Here is a 16,519-nt window from a genome sequence, read left to right as displayed (position 1 = left end):
TGCCCCGCGCCAGCCGCAACGCGGTCCCCAACCGGGCTCCGAATATCAATAGATGGAACACGGTGGTTGGGTTGGGATAGGTGGTGCGCCTGGCGCAGGGCAAGCCTGCTCACTACTGCTTCAGGTGCGCCGCGGGGGATTCAAGGCGCCAGCGGGAGGAACCATCGTTCAGCCAGCCCTCGGCTGATGCTCCCTCGATGCACATCCACCACGTTTTGCGGGTTTTGTGCCTTGCTTAGCAGCGAGTAATAGCTCTCGGTACGCTGTGCTTTGGTCTTGATATGGGCCACGGTGTACTCAAGCTTGGGGGTTTCCTTCTGCGGGTAATGAAAGTGCGCGTACCACAACGGGGATCCACGTTTGTCGTTGATGGCATATTCCTGGATAAAGTCGCAGCGTTCCCCTCGCAGCGGAATGCGCGACCCGAGGCTGGCCAACTGGACCTGATCCTGCTCAAGCAGGTAGGCCACATGGCTGTCGGTCGGCACAAGGGCAAGGGTGCGCTCAATGCGCAGAGCGCGGCCTTTGCCCTTCAAGGTATCCACCGCGTTGCGTAATTGGCTGACCAGGTTTAGGTCGGCGCTGGCCTGCTCTTCTTTGGGCTGGGCTGAAATGGCGCGATCCAGCTCATTGGCCAGCTCTGCGTAACGCGATGCTTCGACATCCAGGCTCTCCTGTATTTCGATCGGGAACCGCGACATCTGCGCATAGCGTTCCTGGCGTTTGATTGTCGGCTCCAAGGCGTTTAGACGCTGGCGTGCCTCCCCCTTGACGATACTGAGCGCGCGGGTTTTCGGCTGCGACCCCGACGCGGAGGGCCGATGCTGGAACTCGACCTCATCCCAACCACTTTCGTGCTCCGAGTAAGTGGCCAACAACTGGTCTGTTTGCTCGGAACGAACCTCCACCGTATCGATAGGTAAGACGTTGTCGGCGGGCTTCATGTTGCCGATCAAAATGCCTTGCCTGCGGGTCTTGATCACTTTTTTCTGGATTCTATCGGGAGCGCTCAGTGCGCGCTTGGGCGGGCGCTTCGCCGTTTCGGGCAATGGCTTGACCTCGGCGGCCAACTGTTGCATGACGTCTTGATACAGCGAGTTCACCAGTGCCTGCAAAGGCTGGAAATGGGCCATGTCCAGGCTCTCGGCGTGCACGATGGTGAGGCCCTGCAAGGCATCCACTGCGGGGGCGTAATGTTGGAAGAGGCTGTCCAGTACGGCGATTCGGTCGGCAGGGCCGAGGTTGAGGGTATTGAGTTCGCTATGGGTGCGTAGGTGTCGGCCCAGTGGGGCGAGGATCAGATCCAGCTCGTTGTGGAACAAACCGTCGCGCCAGTTCTTTTTGCTCAGGTATTTGAAGTTCTGTAATTGCGAGTATTTGAGGGCGAGGGCGCTGATTTCATCCGGACGCCCTTCTGTCAGGCGGTTGTAGGTCTCTGGGCCGGGCTTGCCAAGGTTGAATAGCTCCAGCAAGGAGCGATCCTTGATTTCCAGAGCGTTAATCTGGCGCTCATTGATCAGGCTTATATCCTTTAGAAACTGCGCGTAGCGCGGCGGGTTCAGAAGAATTGCCGGCAGCGCCTGCTCGTAGGGCGCTTTCAAGTCTGGGTTTTCGGCGTACAGCGCCTGGCGATCCATGTCGGCGACCACCACCGACTTGCGCGCATTGTTCACAGTGTTTTCCAGAAAGATGGCGGCGACGTTGGCGGGCATCGCAATCCCCAGTTCGCTACGTTCCTTACGGCTGTCGAGAAACCCCATGAAAACATTCATTTGTTCATGGAGGGCATTGTCGAAATTCTTGCGTGTGTTGGCGCGGGCCTGGTCGCTGTACTTGGGGTCGGTGGCGGCTTTTTCCATCAGCATTTGCGCCATGTCTACCTTTTCTTGCAGCAATTGTTGCGGGCTTTTGAGGCTCACCAGGCGACCTTGTTGCATGACTTGAGGGCTGTTGGTGAACCGTGTCTGTTCTTCGCCCAGTTGCTGCTTGCGCAAGGCTTTGCGTTCGCGTTCGGCCGCAATGCGCTTGGGGGGCATGCCGCCACGTAGGCGCAACTGCAAGTCGATCGACCAGTTACCCTGGCCGTCTGATTTAAGGTAAGGGCCTTCGCGTCGGGTATTGAAAGGATCGACGATCACCACGCCATCGGTTTCCCGGCGAACCTGATACCAGCGCGAGTCAATGAGTGCGTACCAATCCCGTAGGTGGTGGTAGAGGCCGCGATGCGGCCCGCTCGCCACGGGGTCAGGTAGCACTTCGGGTTTGGGCGCCTGGAGCAGTGAAAGACGCTGCTGCTGGTCGGCTGTCAGCCGCTGGCGCGCGCTGGCAAAGCTGAAGTCGAACACACAGCTTTCCAACCCCGAGCTACCGCCGCCCAACAGGACGGTGCCATGTTCAATAACCGGGGCCGGAAGCGGCGGCCATTGTTCCGGTACGCGCCGTTCCAGCGGCGAACGCAGGATCTGCCATGTGTGGGCGTCCGACGAACTGCGTTTGGGTGACACGAGTGTCGGTGCCAGTTCGAACATCAGCAGGCCGACGTTCAGCAGCAGGTCTGCCCATGCGAGTTCTCGCGTCTCGGCGTCTGCACTGTTGAGTGCCGGGATGTCCCGGCTGGCGCTGCCTGCCAGGCTCAACAACCAGCCGGTCAGCATCAGCGGCCCACGCGCCAGCGGTAGCAGCAACGTACTGAACAGCAGCCCGGCACCCTCGAGGAGCACTTGCCAGCGACTCTCGGCATTGGACACGGACTCACGTTCAGCCTGATCGACCAACGCTCGCGCATTAGCGCCGTACAGGTACTGCATCAGCTGGCCATTGGCTAAAAACTGCAACAGCTCATCATTGATACCGTTCGCGGCAAGCGTAGCCGGTACTGGGATTTCGGGCAGGTCGAACTCGCTGCCGGCACCAAACCTGACGTAGTGCGGCTGCTGAAAGCCACCGTTGTCGTAGATCGGCCGCGCACCGTCAGACAGCCAGGTCAGGACGCTGGTTTGCAGCTCGCCCGGTGCGGCAATGGCGCTCATCAACTGTTCGCGGCTATTGAACTGCAGCAGCATGTCGGTATACAGCGGGCGATACAGGATATGAGGCCCGGTTTCGCCGGCTTCGCTTTCGATGATGTACATGTTGGTGACCGCATCGGCCGAAGCGCCGGGTTTGCGCATCAGGGCGAGTTGGCGAATGACGACGGCGCGGCCGTCTACTCGTCGTTCATCTGCCTGACGAGCCACCAATGCGGTGACATAGGCGGCGCCCTGTGCCGTAAATCCATTGATTTGCCTGAGGCTCGACTCCAGTGCAAGCAAGGGGAGTTGCGCTTCGGTTTGTTCGGCAAATCGACGTTCTCGTTGCTGTACTGCTTCGTTACCCTCAAGTAGATGGGCCTTGAGCATTTCAGGGTAGTTCTTGCCAATGTTGACCTGCTGGATCAGACCACCGCTGCCATTGATATAGTCGGCCGTGAGCCAGGCGGGCAGGGGCAGGTTGTTGCGATGGGCCACGGTGAGTTGCCCCCGTGGCTGGCTTTGCAGGTTGTTGATGGCCAGGTCCGTCAGGCTCATGTGGATTTTTTCGACGTAGCCCGCGCCGCCTGGGTAGCCGGCAGCCACATGAAAGGTCAGTTGCAGGTCATCGGGATCCCATTGCGCGGCGTGTTCCGGCCCGGAGTGGGCAGTGCCCAGGCGGGCTTCATCCTTGAGCAGTTGATTGAGCAAGGCGGTTTGGGTGTAGGTACGGATATCCGGTATATCGCTGAGAAACGTCTCGCCCTCGCTGCGCTTTTTCGCGCTGGCCAGTTTCAGGCTGTAATGCCGGTATTGCATGCGCTCGCCAGGGGTGGCCCGGCTCAGCCATTCAGGCAGGTCGCGGCGCAACGTGGTCAGTGTGCGAGAGCTGTAGAGCGCGGCGTTGTCAAAGCTCGCCACCGGGTCGGTGATCTGCCAATACACAGCCTGCAACGCCTGTAGCCCGAATGGCGTGCCCAATCTCAGCCCCTGCAACTGTTGCAGTTGGCGATTGAGGATGATGGCCGTTTGCGCATCAAACAGGTGACCGTCTGCCTCGAAGCGTTGGGTGGTGATACGTTCGAATGCGGCGTCCCGTTCCAGGGGCGCGGCCCAGTCCGATAGCGCCGAATCCATGGTGTAGTCACGCTCGTAACCGCCCGCCACGGAGCACCTTAAAATATGCGGCTGGCCTTTATAAACCGGTATCAGTATCAAGTCCGCACCCAGGCGTTGCTGAGCCCGCTTGCCAGCGGTGAACGTCGCCATCGGAAAGTAAGCATGGACGGCGGCATCACCAAAGCGTGCAATGCGCTGGTCGTGGTCGGGGCATTCAACCAGTTGATCGAGCATCTCGCGCTCCTCGGGCATTAGGTCATTCTTTTGGATGAGCGTCATGCGCAAGGTGTCTCTGAGCGCCTCGCTGAACCAGTGCCAGCGCGTTACGCCAGCGTCGCCTGGGCTGTTCCAGTAAGCGGCGAGGGCATTTTGCAGGGCGGTCGGCAGGGTCTGGGGGAGAGATTCGATCAGTGCCTGGATCAGCTTCATGTCCAGAGGCTGATCATTGGCCCGCAAGGGCGTGGTCGGTTCGTCGCTGAGGTGGCAAGGACGACCGTGGCGGTCGCTGAAGTCCGGCGCCTTGCCGTTGGCGAGATAATCGAGCGTCAGCGCCATGAGTGACTGCCGGGCCCATCCACCCCGGGACGTGGGGATGAGCAATTGAGTGTGGTTCAGGTCGATGTTGAGCGTGGGATAGGCTTGGGCGATGAATGTCGCCAGCAAATGCTGAGTGACTGCAGCCAGTGTCGGGCGGGAGGCGAACTGCGCGTTGACCGCGCCGCTGAGAGGTTCACCGGCAGGCGATGGGGGAGAACTGAGGGGCATAACGGGGCCTTTTCGGGTCGATAATGGAAACAGGCCTTAGCTAATGCCCATTGGCCCTCGGCCTGGCGGTAGCTATTGCTGGGCCCTAAATCAACCATTCGTCTTTCATATAGCTCCACAACCCTGAATTTCTTGCTATAAACGCACTCCGATGACCATTCGCCGAGCCCGTCCTGGTGCTTTTGGGGGTTGTTTGGGAAAAATTGCCTGTCTTTTCAGTTGCTGCGCCCTCAAGTCGGCCTTAGACTGCCGCCCCTCGTAAATTGAGTGCCGGGTGGCGCTTGGAATGGACGGCGCCCTTCCGAGACCTGCAGAGGTCGGCCGGAACGCTCCCTTATTCGCCTTAATGCACGTATTTTTTATAGAGAAATCAATGACAAAGGAAAAGTTGCTGGCCATGCCGGCGGATGACTACATGAATGCCGAACAGCACGCTTTTTTCGAGCAGTTGCTGCAAGACATGAAAGTGGAACACCACGAGCGCATTGAGCAGAACCGTATCGCCATTGAAAGCCTGGACACCCCGGCTGACCCGGCCGACGCCGCTTCCGTTGAAGAAGAGCGCACCTGGCTGGTGAACGCCATTGATCGCGACCAGCGCATGCTGCCGCAACTTGAACGCGCGCTGGAGCGCATCAAGGAAGATTCCTTTGGCTGGTGTGATGACAGCGGCGAGCCTATCGGCCTCAAGCGCCTGCTGATCAGCCCGACCACCAAGTACTGCATCGAAGCGCAAGAGCGCCACGAGCAGATCGACAAGCACCAGCGTCAAGCCTGATGCGGTGAAACGGGGGGCCGAGCCGTCGGTGCCCCGAGAAACACCTGTTACGCCCCGTCTATTGATCTGCTGCAAGCCACCCCACTAAAGGCCCATGGATAATGGCCCGATAGTGGCGTTTAATGCAGACACAATAACGACAAGCAGTGGGGTAACAACGATGGCTGGAGACGGATCTCTGATGGGCGCAGCAGTGCCACCGCATTCGGTGGCGCGCACGCTGCCCGGCTGGCTGACGCCGTTCTTGCAAAGCGCTGCCCTGGTGCTCGTGCTGCTTAGCCTGGCGTTTGCCAGCTTGCCGATATACCTGTGCCTGCCACTGGCCTTGCTGGTGATCTGGCTGCCTCGCCTTAAAAGTCGTACGCCGGTGATCGCTCCTTCTGAAGGCGCCGATGCGATTGGCGACCTAACCCGCGATCTTTCCTACACAACAAGTCATAACGCATTGTCCGCTGCCGGCGTGGCCTATTCGGTCAAGCAACTGGCTGCACGCTTGCAGTCGCAGTTGAGCGCCGCCAAGCAAATTGTCAGCAGCGCCGAGGTGATGATCGGCACCGAAAAGGTCACCTCTGAACTTAGCCGTCAAGCGCTGGGCGCAGCCAGCCAGGCCCATCAGCGCAGCACCGAAGGCCGCGAAGTGTTGGCCCAATCGATCACCCGCATGCACCAGCTCAGTCAGCGCGCGAACGCGAGCCGCGAGCTGATCGAAGCCCTGAGCCAGCGCAGCGAAGAAATCCAGCGGGTTACCCTGGTGATTCAGTCCATCGCCAGCCAGACCAACCTGTTGGCGCTGAACGCCGCCATTGAAGCCGCGCGGGCTGGCGAGCATGGGCGCGGGTTTGCCGTGGTGGCTGATGAAGTGCGCGGCCTGGCCGGGCGCACCGCCACCGCCACCGATGAAGTCGGGGTGATGGTCGCCGATATCCAGCAACGCACGGCCCAGGTGGTGGAGCAGATTCGCCAACTCTCGGCAGACCTGCACGCTGGCGTCGAACAGGTGGAGCATGCTGGCGGGCAACTCGAGAGCATCGCCAGCCTGGCGGCGGACGTGGAAGGGCAGGTCAATGCGATCGCCGAGGGCGCCGATACCAACCGCACCCAGCTCGACAGCCTGTTCCACGCCGTGGAGCAGATGCGCAGCGACCTTACCGTCAGCGACCAGCAAACCCGTCAGCTCGCCGACGCCGCCGTGCAAATGGAAGGGCAGGCCGAGACCATCAGCGAGCGCCTGGCCGAAGTTGGCCTGGATGACTATCACCAGCGGATCTACGACTTGGCCCGCGAAGGTGCCAATCGTATTGCCGAGCAGTTCGAGGCCGATGTGCAGCAAAGCCGCATCAGCCTGGAAGACTTGTTCGATCGCAGCTACACCGCCATTCCCAATACCAGCCCCACCAAATACCACTCGCGTTTTGACGGTTATACCGACCAGGTCTTGCCGGCGATCCAGGAAGCCTTGCTGCCCCGTCATGAGGGGCTGGTATTTGCAATTGCCTGCACGCCCCAAGGCTATGTACCGACCCATAACAAAGCGTTTTCTCACGCCCTGACCGGCGATGCGCAGGTCGACTCCGTGCAGAACCGCACCAAACGCAAGTTCGAGGACCGTACTGGCATTCGTTGTGGCAGCCATCAACAGGCGGTGTTGTTGCAGACTTACACCCGTGATACCGGGGAGCTGATGCACGACTTGTCCGTGCCGATCATGGTCAAGGGCCGCCATTGGGGTGGGTTGCGTCTGGGCTATAAACCGGAGGGGGCGAAGGCCACGGGCTAGTGATTGTTGCTGTTTATGCAACGCAGCTATTCCGGGGATAGCTTTTTCCTACTGGCAGAAAACCGTAGCATGGCGAACATTGTTAGCCAGCTAACTAATGCTGCGGAGAAGCGCCATGCAAAACAAAGTCGATGTCGCCGTGATGATCGGCAGTGGTGTGCCTGAAACCTTGCGTGCGCTGGGTCAGAAAGCTTGCTGGGTAGTGCTGCTGAACGGGGAGCAGCGCGGCACGGCGTTCGCCAGCCGTGAAGAAGCGCAGGAATGCCAGGCTGCCTGGCAAGCGCTGTTGCGCCTGGAACAGTCAGACAGCCTGCATTGAGCAGCCTTATTGCGGTTGATGCAGGCGCTGGTTCAACTCGTCCACGGCAATCGCCCATTCGGCGTCTTCACGCAGCTCCTCCTTCAGGAACTGCGCTTGCTGGGGCGTCCAGAAGGGCGCGTCGATCAACTTCACGTCTTCAGGCAGCGGGTGCGCGACAATGAAGGCGTCAATCGCCTCGGGCGTAGAGTCCAGGCCCAGTTGTTCGAACAGTGTTTCCAGCGTGGGTAGTGGCGCGTCCATATCGATCTCCCTGCAAGGTGATGGTCGTTGTGCATGGGAGGCCTGCCGCGCTTCAGAGTTCTATCGGATTATCAGGAATTGAGTGCGCCGCAATCCACCGCAGCCTTCAACGCCTTTGCGGCTTCCTTGGCCGCGATGGCCGCAGCGTCGACGGTTTTGAACCAGCGATCTTTTTCGACCTGGTGCGTGGTGACCGTGGTCAGCGGTGGTTTGGCGCGCATGATAATGACTGCCTGAAACTCACCGTCTACTTCCCTGGCATCGCCATGGATGAAAAATTCGCCAATATCAAATTCCGTCACGTATAGCCTTCCCTTCAAGGTAACTGCACTGATGAAACTTGACCCGCTAGGGACAAACTTCAATGGACGGGCCAGTATGGCAGTTGTTGGCGGGCGAGGGCGCAGTAAACTCACCCAGCTGATGAAACGACTGCGCCGTAAGGGGCGTGCAGGATCGCTTCAAGCTTTTTGGCCAGTTCACAGGCTTTGTCGTGATTGCTGCGAAAGCCTTTGACCCGGCCACTGGTGACTTCACGGATATGGAAAAAATTCCTGCCGGCAGGAATGACTTGGTAAAGGACTGAATCCGGATACCCGTCATGGCCGTGCAGGCGGTAATATGGGCTCTCGTCCTGGCAAGATGAACGAGTAGTGGAATAGAGTGTATCGTGTCGAGGGTGTTGCATGGCCAGCTCCCGTTGATCGATCTTGTTGACCCACCAGCAGCGTTTCGGGTGGTTTTGACCCGTGTTGCTGTTTTAGTATTGTTGGCGGCAGCCTTGGTCGAGTTCCAAGCCAGATCGTTACATTTGTTTAGGCTGTCGGAAAACTGCATTTTTAATTGGGTTATTCTCTGAAGTTGGCCGACCCGTGTTCTCTGGTCGTTGAACCTGTGATCTCCTGTGGTGCCGGATGACCTTGCAAAGGGTCCATCGCGTACGTCTGTACTAGTCTTACGGCGCAGCAGCAGGCTCTACTTCAGCTTTTTTTACAAATGCGTTGTGTGATCGAGCCGTAACGGCCTTTTTTTGTGCTGCCCGCTCAGGCGGTCAGCGCTCTTTTCGATGTGGGGGCGTTTCCTTGGCAGTCAGTAATCTGGATATGCACGCGTTATTCGTGCTGGGTGATTTGCGCGCAAAGTTGGTCAAGCAGTTCCAATCACGTTTTGTTTACATCACTGAACAGACGCCGGAAGGCATCTATATCGCTGAGATCGATACCGAAACAGCGATGGTCGTGGATGACAAGCCACGCCTGGAACTCAAGGTAGGCGATCACTTTCGTGCGGCGGTATTGCCCAGTCGCGAAGGTGGCAAGTTCGAACTGAAGTTCCGCGATATCAAGTTGACCGTGTATGGCCTGGGCGATTACGCCTTTGTGTCCTCTGCCGAAGGGCAGGGCATCGTGTTCAAGGAAGGCCACAGTGTGATGCTGGTATTCGCCGCCAACGAACAATTGCAGGAAGGGCTGACCAAGACCCTCAAGGCCGTGACCGGCAAGGCCGCCAAGTGGCGCAAGGGCGAGCTGGTGACCTTCAAGGCCAGCGAGTAGTCCATAAACACCGCGTGTACCGTTCTCTCCCGGAACCTCTACTACAGTTGAGTTGACTTAACTATTCAGAGGCTTCGCGCATAGGCAGCAAAGCCATCCGCTATTGGCTGCGACATCGCGAGGTGCAAAGGCATGAAAGGATTGAGAACGCTGTTGGCTGCATCGCTGACCACACTGGGCCTGTCGATGGCTGCGTCGCCTGTGACCGCTGCCGAGGCGCCGGTGCATTTCGCCGACCTGAACTGGGAAAGCGGCAGCCTCATCACTGAGGTGCTGAGGTTTATCGTGGAGAAGGGCTATGACCTGCCCACCGATACCTTGCCCGGCACCACCATCACCCTGGAAACCGCCCTCGCCAAGAATGACATCCAGGTGATCGGCGAAGAGTGGGCTGGCCGCAGCCCCGTGTGGATCAAGGCCGAAGCCGAAGGCAAGGTGGTGGGCCTGGGCGATACGGTCAAAGGCGCGACCGAAGGTTGGTGGGTGCCGGAGTACGTGGTCAAGGGTGACCCTGCCAAAGGTCTCAAGCCCCTGGCGCCCGACCTCAAGCGCGTGCAGGACCTGGCGCGCTACAAGGACGTGTTCAAGGACCCCGAGTCCCCTGGCAAAGGGCGCTTTCTCAACAGCCCCATCGGCTGGACTTCGGAAGTGGTCAACGCCCAGAAGCTCAAGGCCTATGGCCTGGACGACAGCTATGTGAATTTTCGCAGCGGTTCGGGCGCAGCCCTGGATGCCGAAATCGCCTCGTCGATTCGTCGTGGCAAGCCGGTGCTGTTCTACTACTGGTCACCGACTCCCCTGATGGGCCGCTTCAAGCTGATCCAGCTGGAAGAACCACCGTTTGATGCCGATGCCTGGAAGACGCTCACCGATGCAGACAACCCCAACCCGAGGCCGACGCGTTCGTTGGCGTCCAAGCTGAGCATTGGTGTGTCGACGCCGTTCCAGAAGGAACATCCGCAGATCGCCGAGTTTTTTACCAAGGTCCAGTTTCCGATTGAACCGTTGAATAAAGCGTTGGCGGCGATGAGCGAAAATCACACGCCGCCGCGGGATGTTGCCCAGGTGTTTCTCAAGGAGCATCCCGAGGTGTGGAAGGCGTGGTTGACTGAGGATGTGGCGCAGAAGGTGGAAGCAAGTTTGAAGTAATTGCAGGTATTACCACCCAGTGGAGCTCCAACTGTGGGAGCTGGCTTGCCTGCGATGGCGGTGAGTCAGGCAACAAATTTGTTACCTGACATACCGCCATCGCGGGCAAGCCCGGCTCCCACATTGACCGGGTGGTGCGTTTTAGAACTTGGTTTGCACGGCCAATTCAAAGGTCCTCGGCGACCCCAGGTAATACGCCGGCGACACATGGGCAAACTCGGCATACACCTCGTTGGTCAAGTTGCGCACGCGCCCGGTCACCGAAGTGTGCGAGTCCACCTTGTAGCGCAGGAATGTCCCGAACAATGTGTAGGCCGGCACCGTCTGGGTGTTGGCATTGTCTGCATACACTTGCGCCACATACCGCGCATCCACCCCCCCTTGCCAGTCCTCGGCAAAGTCATAAGTCAGCCACAGGTTGCCCACCTGCTTGGGCACATTGGTCGGCGTATTTCCTTTGCGCGAGACCACGGCGCCGCTGGCAATTTTTTCGTTGAAGTCATCGTATTCGGCGTCGACCCAGGCGAAGTTGCCTTCGGCCAATAGCCTCGGGGTGATGCGCAGCGAGCTGGCCAACTCAATGCCCTTGGACGATTGCGCGCCCACCGGAATGCTGTTGGTCGGGTCCAGTGGGTCGGTAACAGCAAAGTCCTTTCGCTCAATCTTGTAGGCGGCAACGGTGGCCGACCCACGACCGTCCAGGTAGTCGAACTTGCTGCCCACTTCCCACTGTTTTCCCGTCGAGACGTCGAACACTTGCGTGGTGGTGTTCGGCTGTTCGGCGGCGGTGCTGTATTGCACATACACATTGGCCGTCGGGATGAATTGGTAGGTCAGGCCCACGCGGCCGGTTACCGGTTCCCAACTGCGGGTGAAGTGCCGTGGGTTGGTTGCGGTTACGGTTCGGTGATTGGTCACATCCAGGTCGATGGCGTCGTAGCGCAGGCCGGTGAGCAGGGAGAGTTTATCGGTCAGGCCCAGGCGATTTTCCACGAACAGCGCACGGGTGGTGACCTCGTTGGTCTTGTCGCTGACAAAGCCCGGCTTGGTGCCCGGGATGTCATAGAAGTGCCCCGGGTTGTAATTGTTCGGGTCCACCGTGCTGTTGCCCGGTACGTTGAGCGGGTTGTTGGTGGTGCTGTTGACCTTGTATTCAAAGCCACCGGACCATGTGGTCGACAGCCCGAACAGGCTGTCGTCGTGACGCAGCTCGAACTGGTTGCCGTTTTGCTCACCCTGATGGCGCACTTGGTAGGCGGTGGAGCGGTTCACCGCGCTGTTGTCGGCGTTGTACTGGTAGGTTTCCAGGTTGCGGTAGTCGCGCTGGCTGTCCAGGTGATACAGGGTGTTCTTCAAGGTGGTGCTGTCGTTGATCCGGTAGTCGATGATCGAACGCGCCCAGATCGTGCGTTGTTCGTAACGGCCATCGGCGACGTTGTAGTTGTTGAAGCGGTTATGCCGGTCGATCTTCAGCTCGCCGGCCTTGGGGTTGAGTACTGGTGTGCCCCAGTAGGGGCTGTCTTCGTGCTCATCCTGGTATTCCAGGGCCAGGGTGTGGGACAGGTCGGGGGTCAAGTCACTGAGCAGGGAAAACGCCACGCTCCAGGCATCCCGCTGATCGCGATCAATGTAGCTGTGGTTGGTGTTGCGGCTTACATCCAGGCGCGCGTAGTGCTGCACCTCGGCACCCGGTTCGGTCAGGGCATGATTGACGCCAAAGGCCATGCCGGCCGTGTCGTAGCTGCCATAGGTGAGTTGGCCCTCGGCAGCTTGCTCTTCACGGGTGGCCAGTTTGGTCACGTAGTTCAGCGAGCCGCCCACAGAGCCGGCGCCGTTGATCAGCGAGGAGGGGCCGCCCACCAGCTCGACGCGGTCGTAGATCCACGCATCCACCGGCCGTGCCAGGCCAGTCGCGACGTTGATGCCGTTGAACATTTGGGTGATCTGGCTGCTGGTAAAGCCACGGTACGACACGAACCCGCCAAACCCCGGCGGTGCACTCGCGTTGACGCCAGGCAGGGTGTTGGCCGCATCGCGGAAGGTCTTGGCGCCATGGCGCTCGATGTCATTTCGATTGGCGATCGCCACCGATGCTGGGGTTTCCCGCACGCTCAATCCGAGGCGAGACGCCATGCCGCTGGATTGATCCAGGGTCAGGCCGGGTTCGGTGGCTTGATCGCCATCAATGGTCGTGGGGGCCAACTCGATGGCCAAGGCGCAGACAGGCAGGCAGCCGAACAGGCCCGCCAACAGGGGAAGATGTTTCATGGTTGAATCCTGAAAAACTTGGCTTGAAAACAACGCACAGCCGGCCGTAATCCCCGACGGGAGCGGTGGTCAGTGCTGATCAGAAAGCGAAGGTGTCAGGCAAAAACAGGCGGCGCGCGCGGGTGAGCCGTGGGCCAGGTGAAGCGGGCAGGGATGTCGGCAGCCACAACCACCGCAGGCGGTGGCGCGTGGGGTTGTGGCAACACCGCCACATTGAGGCTGGTATTGAGCGCCGGGCCCATGCCACCCGATGAACACAGCGGGCAACCGAACGCCTTCGACAGCGTCGGCAGGTTCTCATCGGTCGAGTTCTTCTGTGCCGGCGCCTGGGTACGCGGGTCCACCGTACAGAACTGCCCGCCGATGCCATTGAGCTGCATCCCCAGCATCTGCCCATGACCAATACTGCACGCGAACACATTGAACAGGACGCAGCAATAGAGCATCCAGGCAATGAGCGAGCGGTCGGCACGGGCGATTTTCATGGGGCGGCACTTTACCATCAGCGGCCGACGAAATGCCTACAAAAAATCTCAGGCCGACTATCCTCATTCGCACGTTTTCAGGGAGAGCCAGCCATGAGCTTTGTCGTCGCACGATGGATCGTCGGGATTTTCACCTGCATCAGCATGGTGCACCTGTATTGGGCCGCAGGCGGCAAACTCGGTAGCCTGGCCGCCATCCCCCAGTTGCCCGGCGAATTCGCCCGAGGGCCACGGCCAGCGTTCAAGCCTTCGGCGTTGGGCACCTTTCTGGTGGCGATGGGGCTGGTGGCGATAGCGCTGCTGGTTTGCCTGCGCGCCGGGCTGTATTTCTCGGCGGTGTCCCATGGCGCGTTGCAATGGGGAATCAGCGCGATAGCCGTGATCATGTTTGCCAGGGCGATCGGGGATTCGGAGTTGGTGGGTTTTTTCAAGAAGGTGAGTGGGTCCAGGTTTGCGAAGTTGGATACGTATTTTTATTCGCCGTTGTGTTTGGTGTTGGGGGTGGGGTTGTTAGTGGTGGCGTGGGGGTGAGGCTCAGATGTTGGTTGGGTAGAGGCGGATTCTGGATACCGTTACGTCAACAAAACCGACTTTTTGAGTGAGTGGTTCGTCAAGCTCGATAAGGATTATTGAATCGCTGAATTTTAGCGCGGTGTACTCGCCGTCTTCATCTTGGATAAGTTCAGCGGTTATGTATGTGGCTTTGTTTTCGACCGTGATGGAGGGAGTCTTTCGGGATGAGGGCATGAGGTTTTTCCCCAATGAGAAGACTTCCTCTAGGTCGAGTTCTACATCCAGTTCATCGCCGATTTTGGGGGCGGGACCAACCCATAAAGCAGTGCCACTTCCAGCGGATGACTGGAAGCCCACAAGTAATTCGTCTTCAGCAGATGTTGTTGCAGTTATTCGTATCTTCATTTTACTTCTTCTGTAGTGGGACTCTTACAACAATGTTATCCACATTCATAGTGTTGGTATTAAGCTCAAGAGTCCATGTCTCCTCATGGTAGTGATGCTTGTTCGGCTTGCTGTTCATCTCGTGAGATCCATAACGAATACTTCTTTTGGCGTCACTAGAAACTATCCGGTCGTGATCGGCGTTGCCAGTCCGTGGGTGGATATTAGTGTGAGGCTCAGGTCCTAGGAATTCATTCCACTTCTGGGTGGCTTCTTCCGCTTTGACTGGTTTGTTGGCGTAACTTTCCTTGTGATATCCCATTTTTGGCGGGACGTTTGAAGAGGTGGGGCTGAGTGGTTCGCCCCCAGTGATCGTCGCGCCCGTTTCTGGGCTTTTAACTGCGGTGGTCGGCTTGCATTTATCTCCACCTGGACATGTACTCAACCCTAGTGGATCCACCCACCCCGTGGGATTGGGCACGTACTGGTACGCATTGATCCCACCCGCCAGCTTCACCGGGTCCGGCGTCAGGTAACGACCAATATCCGGATTGTAGTAGCGATGTCGGTTGTAGTGCAGCCCGCTTTCCTGATCGAAGTACTGGCCTTGAAAGCGCAGTGGGTTGTGGATTTTTCCAGCGTCGAGACGGCTGATTTCGCCGTAGGCGCGGTAGTGGGCGGACCAGACGATTTCGCCGTTGGGGGCGGTGAGTTCCTGCGGTGTGCCCAGGTGATCGAGTTGGTAGTGGAAGGGCTTGGTTTGTTTGGGGCCGAAGCCTTCCAGTAAAGCCAGTGGTCTGAAGCTACCGGGTTCGTAGAGATAGCTGCGGTGCCGGTCCTTGTGATGCTCGGCAATCAGCTTGTCGCCTTGCCAAAAGAACTCGGTCGTTATTGCACCAACTGTTTTGCTGATCCGCCGTCCAAACGGGTCATAGCGGTAGCTGGCTGTCTGCCCGTTGGGTTGCGTGATACCAATCAATCGATGCTGGCAGTCGTAACGGTACTCGGTGATCAGCGAGTGCCCACGCCCACGCCGCTGACGGATCAAGTTTCCAAAAGCGTCATAGTCGTAATGCCGGTCCCCTTGGATCATCAGCCGATTACCCGCGACGATGTCCGGGCCCGGGCGGTTTTGCATGAGCAGGTTGCCCGCCGGGTCGTGGGCGAAGCGTTCTTGCAAATCCTGGGAGTGGTCGGCGCGGGTGAGGCGGTTCAGTGGGTCGTAGGTGTAGTCGTGCTGGCCCTTGCGGGTGTCGAGCAGGCGGGTGAGGTTGCCGGATTTGTCGTAGGTGTAGTGGCGTGCGTAGAGGTGGTGTTCCTGCTGGGTGACGGTGTGGGCATGCAGGCGTTGTTGGTCGTCGTAGTGGTAGTGGCTGAGCAGTTGGCCTTGTTGGCGTTGGTGTTCCTGGCCGGCGCTGAACAGGTGGGAGGTGAGGACTTCGCCATTGAGTTCGACGGTGGCGAGGTGGCCGCCCTTGGCATGATTAAAAACAACGCGGTTGTTGTCGGGTAGGCGCAGGTTTTGCAACTGGCCGCAGGCGTCGTAGCCGTAGCGCAAGGTGCCCCAGCCCTGGTGTTCGGCGGTGAGGCGGTTTTGGCTGTCGTACTCGTAGGCTAAAGCCCAGTGACCGTCCTCTACACCTAGGAGGTTGCCCTGGCGGTCGTAGGTGTAGTCGACGGTTTTGCCGTCAGGGAGGGTTTTTCGTACAAGGCGTCCGGCGTGGTCGCGCTCGTAGCGGGTAACCAACTGACTGCCGTCGTCGCCGTGTTCGGTCTTTTCCTGCAGGTTGCCATTAAGGTCGTAGACGTAAGCCGTGCGTTGGCCATCAAACCCTATCTCCTGCTGGATCAGGCCATTGGGGTGGTACTGCAATCCATAGGTCTCACCGACTTCATTTCCGATCTCAGTCAGCAATAACCGCGCATTGTCGTAGCGATACTTGACCTGGGTGCCGTCGGAATTAATACGACGGCTGATCAGGTGCAACCCATCCGCATACTCGTAGCGGGTAACGCGGCCTAACTCATCCCGCTCAGATGTGATTTTTCCGTAAGGGTTGTAGCTGTATTCCCTAAAAGCACCCCCCGGCAACACCACCCGAACCAACCGCCCCACGCTGTCCCACTGATACTCGGTCAGCGCGCCATGTTCATCTTC

The 16,519-nt window shown here is 58.8% G+C and carries 14 protein-coding genes; 6 read left to right on the top strand and 8 right to left on the bottom strand.

Going from position 1 to position 16,519, the window contains the following annotated elements:
- Nucleotides 1-140 precede the first annotated feature (140 nt).
- The gene (locus AC07OV_RS28985) at nucleotides 141-4,892 is read right to left on the bottom strand and encodes a dermonecrotic toxin domain-containing protein (RefSeq protein WP_495093512.1); all 4,752 of its coding nucleotides are present in this window, start codon (nucleotides 4,890-4,892) and stop codon (nucleotides 141-143) included.
- A gap of 373 nt (nucleotides 4,893-5,265) precedes the next feature.
- On the opposite strand from AC07OV_RS28985, the gene AC07OV_RS28980 reads away from it, so the two are divergent.
- From AC07OV_RS28980 to AC07OV_RS28970, 3 genes are all read left to right on the top strand, one after another.
- Nucleotides 5,266-5,670, top strand: coding sequence for a TraR/DksA family transcriptional regulator (locus AC07OV_RS28980; RefSeq protein WP_010564800.1), 405 nt, complete (start codon nucleotides 5,266-5,268; stop codon nucleotides 5,668-5,670).
- 94 nt (nucleotides 5,671-5,764) lie between these two features.
- Nucleotides 5,765-7,447: a methyl-accepting chemotaxis protein gene (locus AC07OV_RS28975; RefSeq protein WP_495093511.1), complete on the top strand. Its 1,683-nt coding sequence runs from the start codon at nucleotides 5,765-5,767 to the stop codon at nucleotides 7,445-7,447.
- Nucleotides 7,448-7,562: 115 nt separating this feature from the next.
- Nucleotides 7,563-7,766, top strand: coding sequence for a hypothetical protein (locus AC07OV_RS28970; protein ID WP_176999053.1), 204 nt, complete (start codon nucleotides 7,563-7,565; stop codon nucleotides 7,764-7,766).
- A 6-nt stretch (nucleotides 7,767-7,772) separates the two neighbouring features.
- Here the strand turns inward: AC07OV_RS28970 and AC07OV_RS28965 are convergent, their stop codons facing one another.
- The 3 genes from AC07OV_RS28965 to AC07OV_RS28955 form a co-directional block, all read right to left on the bottom strand.
- Complete coding sequence (locus tag AC07OV_RS28965) at nucleotides 7,773-8,009, bottom strand: DUF2789 domain-containing protein (RefSeq protein ID WP_494997967.1); 237 nt, start codon at nucleotides 8,007-8,009, stop codon at nucleotides 7,773-7,775.
- A 71-nt stretch (nucleotides 8,010-8,080) separates the two neighbouring features.
- Complete coding sequence (locus AC07OV_RS28960) at nucleotides 8,081-8,311, bottom strand: hypothetical protein (protein ID WP_176999055.1); 231 nt, start codon at nucleotides 8,309-8,311, stop codon at nucleotides 8,081-8,083.
- Nucleotides 8,312-8,421: 110 nt separating this feature from the next.
- The gene (locus AC07OV_RS28955) at nucleotides 8,422-8,697 is read right to left on the bottom strand and encodes a hypothetical protein (protein WP_176999056.1); all 276 of its coding nucleotides are present in this window, start codon (nucleotides 8,695-8,697) and stop codon (nucleotides 8,422-8,424) included.
- A gap of 415 nt (nucleotides 8,698-9,112) precedes the next feature.
- On the opposite strand from AC07OV_RS28955, the gene AC07OV_RS28950 reads away from it, so the two are divergent.
- Entirely contained in the window at nucleotides 9,113-9,562 is a 450-nt protein-coding gene (locus tag AC07OV_RS28950; RefSeq protein ID WP_174244875.1) for a hypothetical protein, read from the top strand.
- Nucleotides 9,563-9,694: 132 nt separating this feature from the next.
- Complete coding sequence (locus AC07OV_RS28945) at nucleotides 9,695-10,711, top strand: ABC transporter substrate-binding protein (RefSeq protein WP_495093510.1); 1,017 nt, start codon at nucleotides 9,695-9,697, stop codon at nucleotides 10,709-10,711.
- Nucleotides 10,712-10,852: 141 nt separating this feature from the next.
- On the opposite strand, the gene AC07OV_RS28940 is transcribed toward AC07OV_RS28945, so the two are convergent.
- Both AC07OV_RS28940 and AC07OV_RS28935 read right to left on the bottom strand, forming a co-directional pair.
- Nucleotides 10,853-12,979, bottom strand: a complete 2,127-nt coding sequence (locus AC07OV_RS28940; RefSeq protein ID WP_494997969.1) for a TonB-dependent receptor — start codon at nucleotides 12,977-12,979, stop codon at nucleotides 10,853-10,855.
- A 95-nt stretch (nucleotides 12,980-13,074) separates the two neighbouring features.
- Nucleotides 13,075-13,464, bottom strand: a complete 390-nt coding sequence (locus AC07OV_RS28935; RefSeq protein WP_494997970.1) for a DUF2946 domain-containing protein — start codon at nucleotides 13,462-13,464, stop codon at nucleotides 13,075-13,077.
- 93 nt (nucleotides 13,465-13,557) lie between these two features.
- On the opposite strand from AC07OV_RS28935, the gene AC07OV_RS28930 reads away from it, so the two are divergent.
- Nucleotides 13,558-13,995: a DUF3995 domain-containing protein gene (locus AC07OV_RS28930; RefSeq protein ID WP_495093509.1), complete on the top strand. Its 438-nt coding sequence runs from the start codon at nucleotides 13,558-13,560 to the stop codon at nucleotides 13,993-13,995.
- A 3-nt stretch (nucleotides 13,996-13,998) separates the two neighbouring features.
- Here AC07OV_RS28930 and AC07OV_RS28925 read toward each other — a convergent pair whose 3' ends face one another.
- Both AC07OV_RS28925 and AC07OV_RS28920 read right to left on the bottom strand, forming a co-directional pair.
- A complete protein-coding gene (locus tag AC07OV_RS28925) occupies nucleotides 13,999-14,382 on the bottom strand; it encodes a hypothetical protein (RefSeq protein ID WP_495093508.1) in 384 nt (127 codons plus the stop codon).
- Nucleotide 14,383: 1 nt separating this feature from the next.
- The coding region (locus AC07OV_RS28920) for an RHS repeat-associated core domain-containing protein (protein WP_495093507.1) at nucleotides 14,384-16,519 on the bottom strand (2,136 nt) is incomplete at its 5' end.

Source organism: Pseudomonas sp. GW821-FHT09A09, from assembly GCF_059418405.1.
The sequence above is the reverse complement of the archived record's forward strand: the minus strand, read 5'-3'. Positions and strand labels throughout refer to the sequence as shown.

What these genes read in the sequence shown, in the direction of transcription:
- AC07OV_RS28985 (WP_495093512.1), bottom strand. Translation starts at nt 4,892, where the DNA reads ATGCCCCTCAGTTCTCCCCCATCGCCTGCCGGTGAACCTCTCAGCGGC.
- AC07OV_RS28980 (WP_010564800.1), top strand. Translation starts at nt 5,266, where the DNA reads ATGACAAAGGAAAAGTTGCTGGCCATGCCGGCGGATGACTACATGAAT.
- AC07OV_RS28975 (WP_495093511.1), top strand. Translation starts at nt 5,765, where the DNA reads ATGGATAATGGCCCGATAGTGGCGTTTAATGCAGACACAATAACGACA.
- AC07OV_RS28970 (WP_176999053.1), top strand. Translation starts at nt 7,563, where the DNA reads ATGCAAAACAAAGTCGATGTCGCCGTGATGATCGGCAGTGGTGTGCCT.
- AC07OV_RS28965 (WP_494997967.1), bottom strand. Translation starts at nt 8,009, where the DNA reads ATGGACGCGCCACTACCCACGCTGGAAACACTGTTCGAACAACTGGGC.
- AC07OV_RS28955 (WP_176999056.1), bottom strand. Translation starts at nt 8,697, where the DNA reads ATGCAACACCCTCGACACGATACACTCTATTCCACTACTCGTTCATCT.
- AC07OV_RS28950 (WP_174244875.1), top strand. Translation starts at nt 9,113, where the DNA reads ATGCACGCGTTATTCGTGCTGGGTGATTTGCGCGCAAAGTTGGTCAAG.
- AC07OV_RS28945 (WP_495093510.1), top strand. Translation starts at nt 9,695, where the DNA reads ATGAAAGGATTGAGAACGCTGTTGGCTGCATCGCTGACCACACTGGGC.
- AC07OV_RS28940 (WP_494997969.1), bottom strand. Translation starts at nt 12,979, where the DNA reads ATGAAACATCTTCCCCTGTTGGCGGGCCTGTTCGGCTGCCTGCCTGTC.
- AC07OV_RS28935 (WP_494997970.1), bottom strand. Translation starts at nt 13,464, where the DNA reads ATGAAAATCGCCCGTGCCGACCGCTCGCTCATTGCCTGGATGCTCTAT.
- AC07OV_RS28930 (WP_495093509.1), top strand. Translation starts at nt 13,558, where the DNA reads ATGAGCTTTGTCGTCGCACGATGGATCGTCGGGATTTTCACCTGCATC.
- AC07OV_RS28925 (WP_495093508.1), bottom strand. Translation starts at nt 14,382, where the DNA reads ATGAAGATACGAATAACTGCAACAACATCTGCTGAAGACGAATTACTT.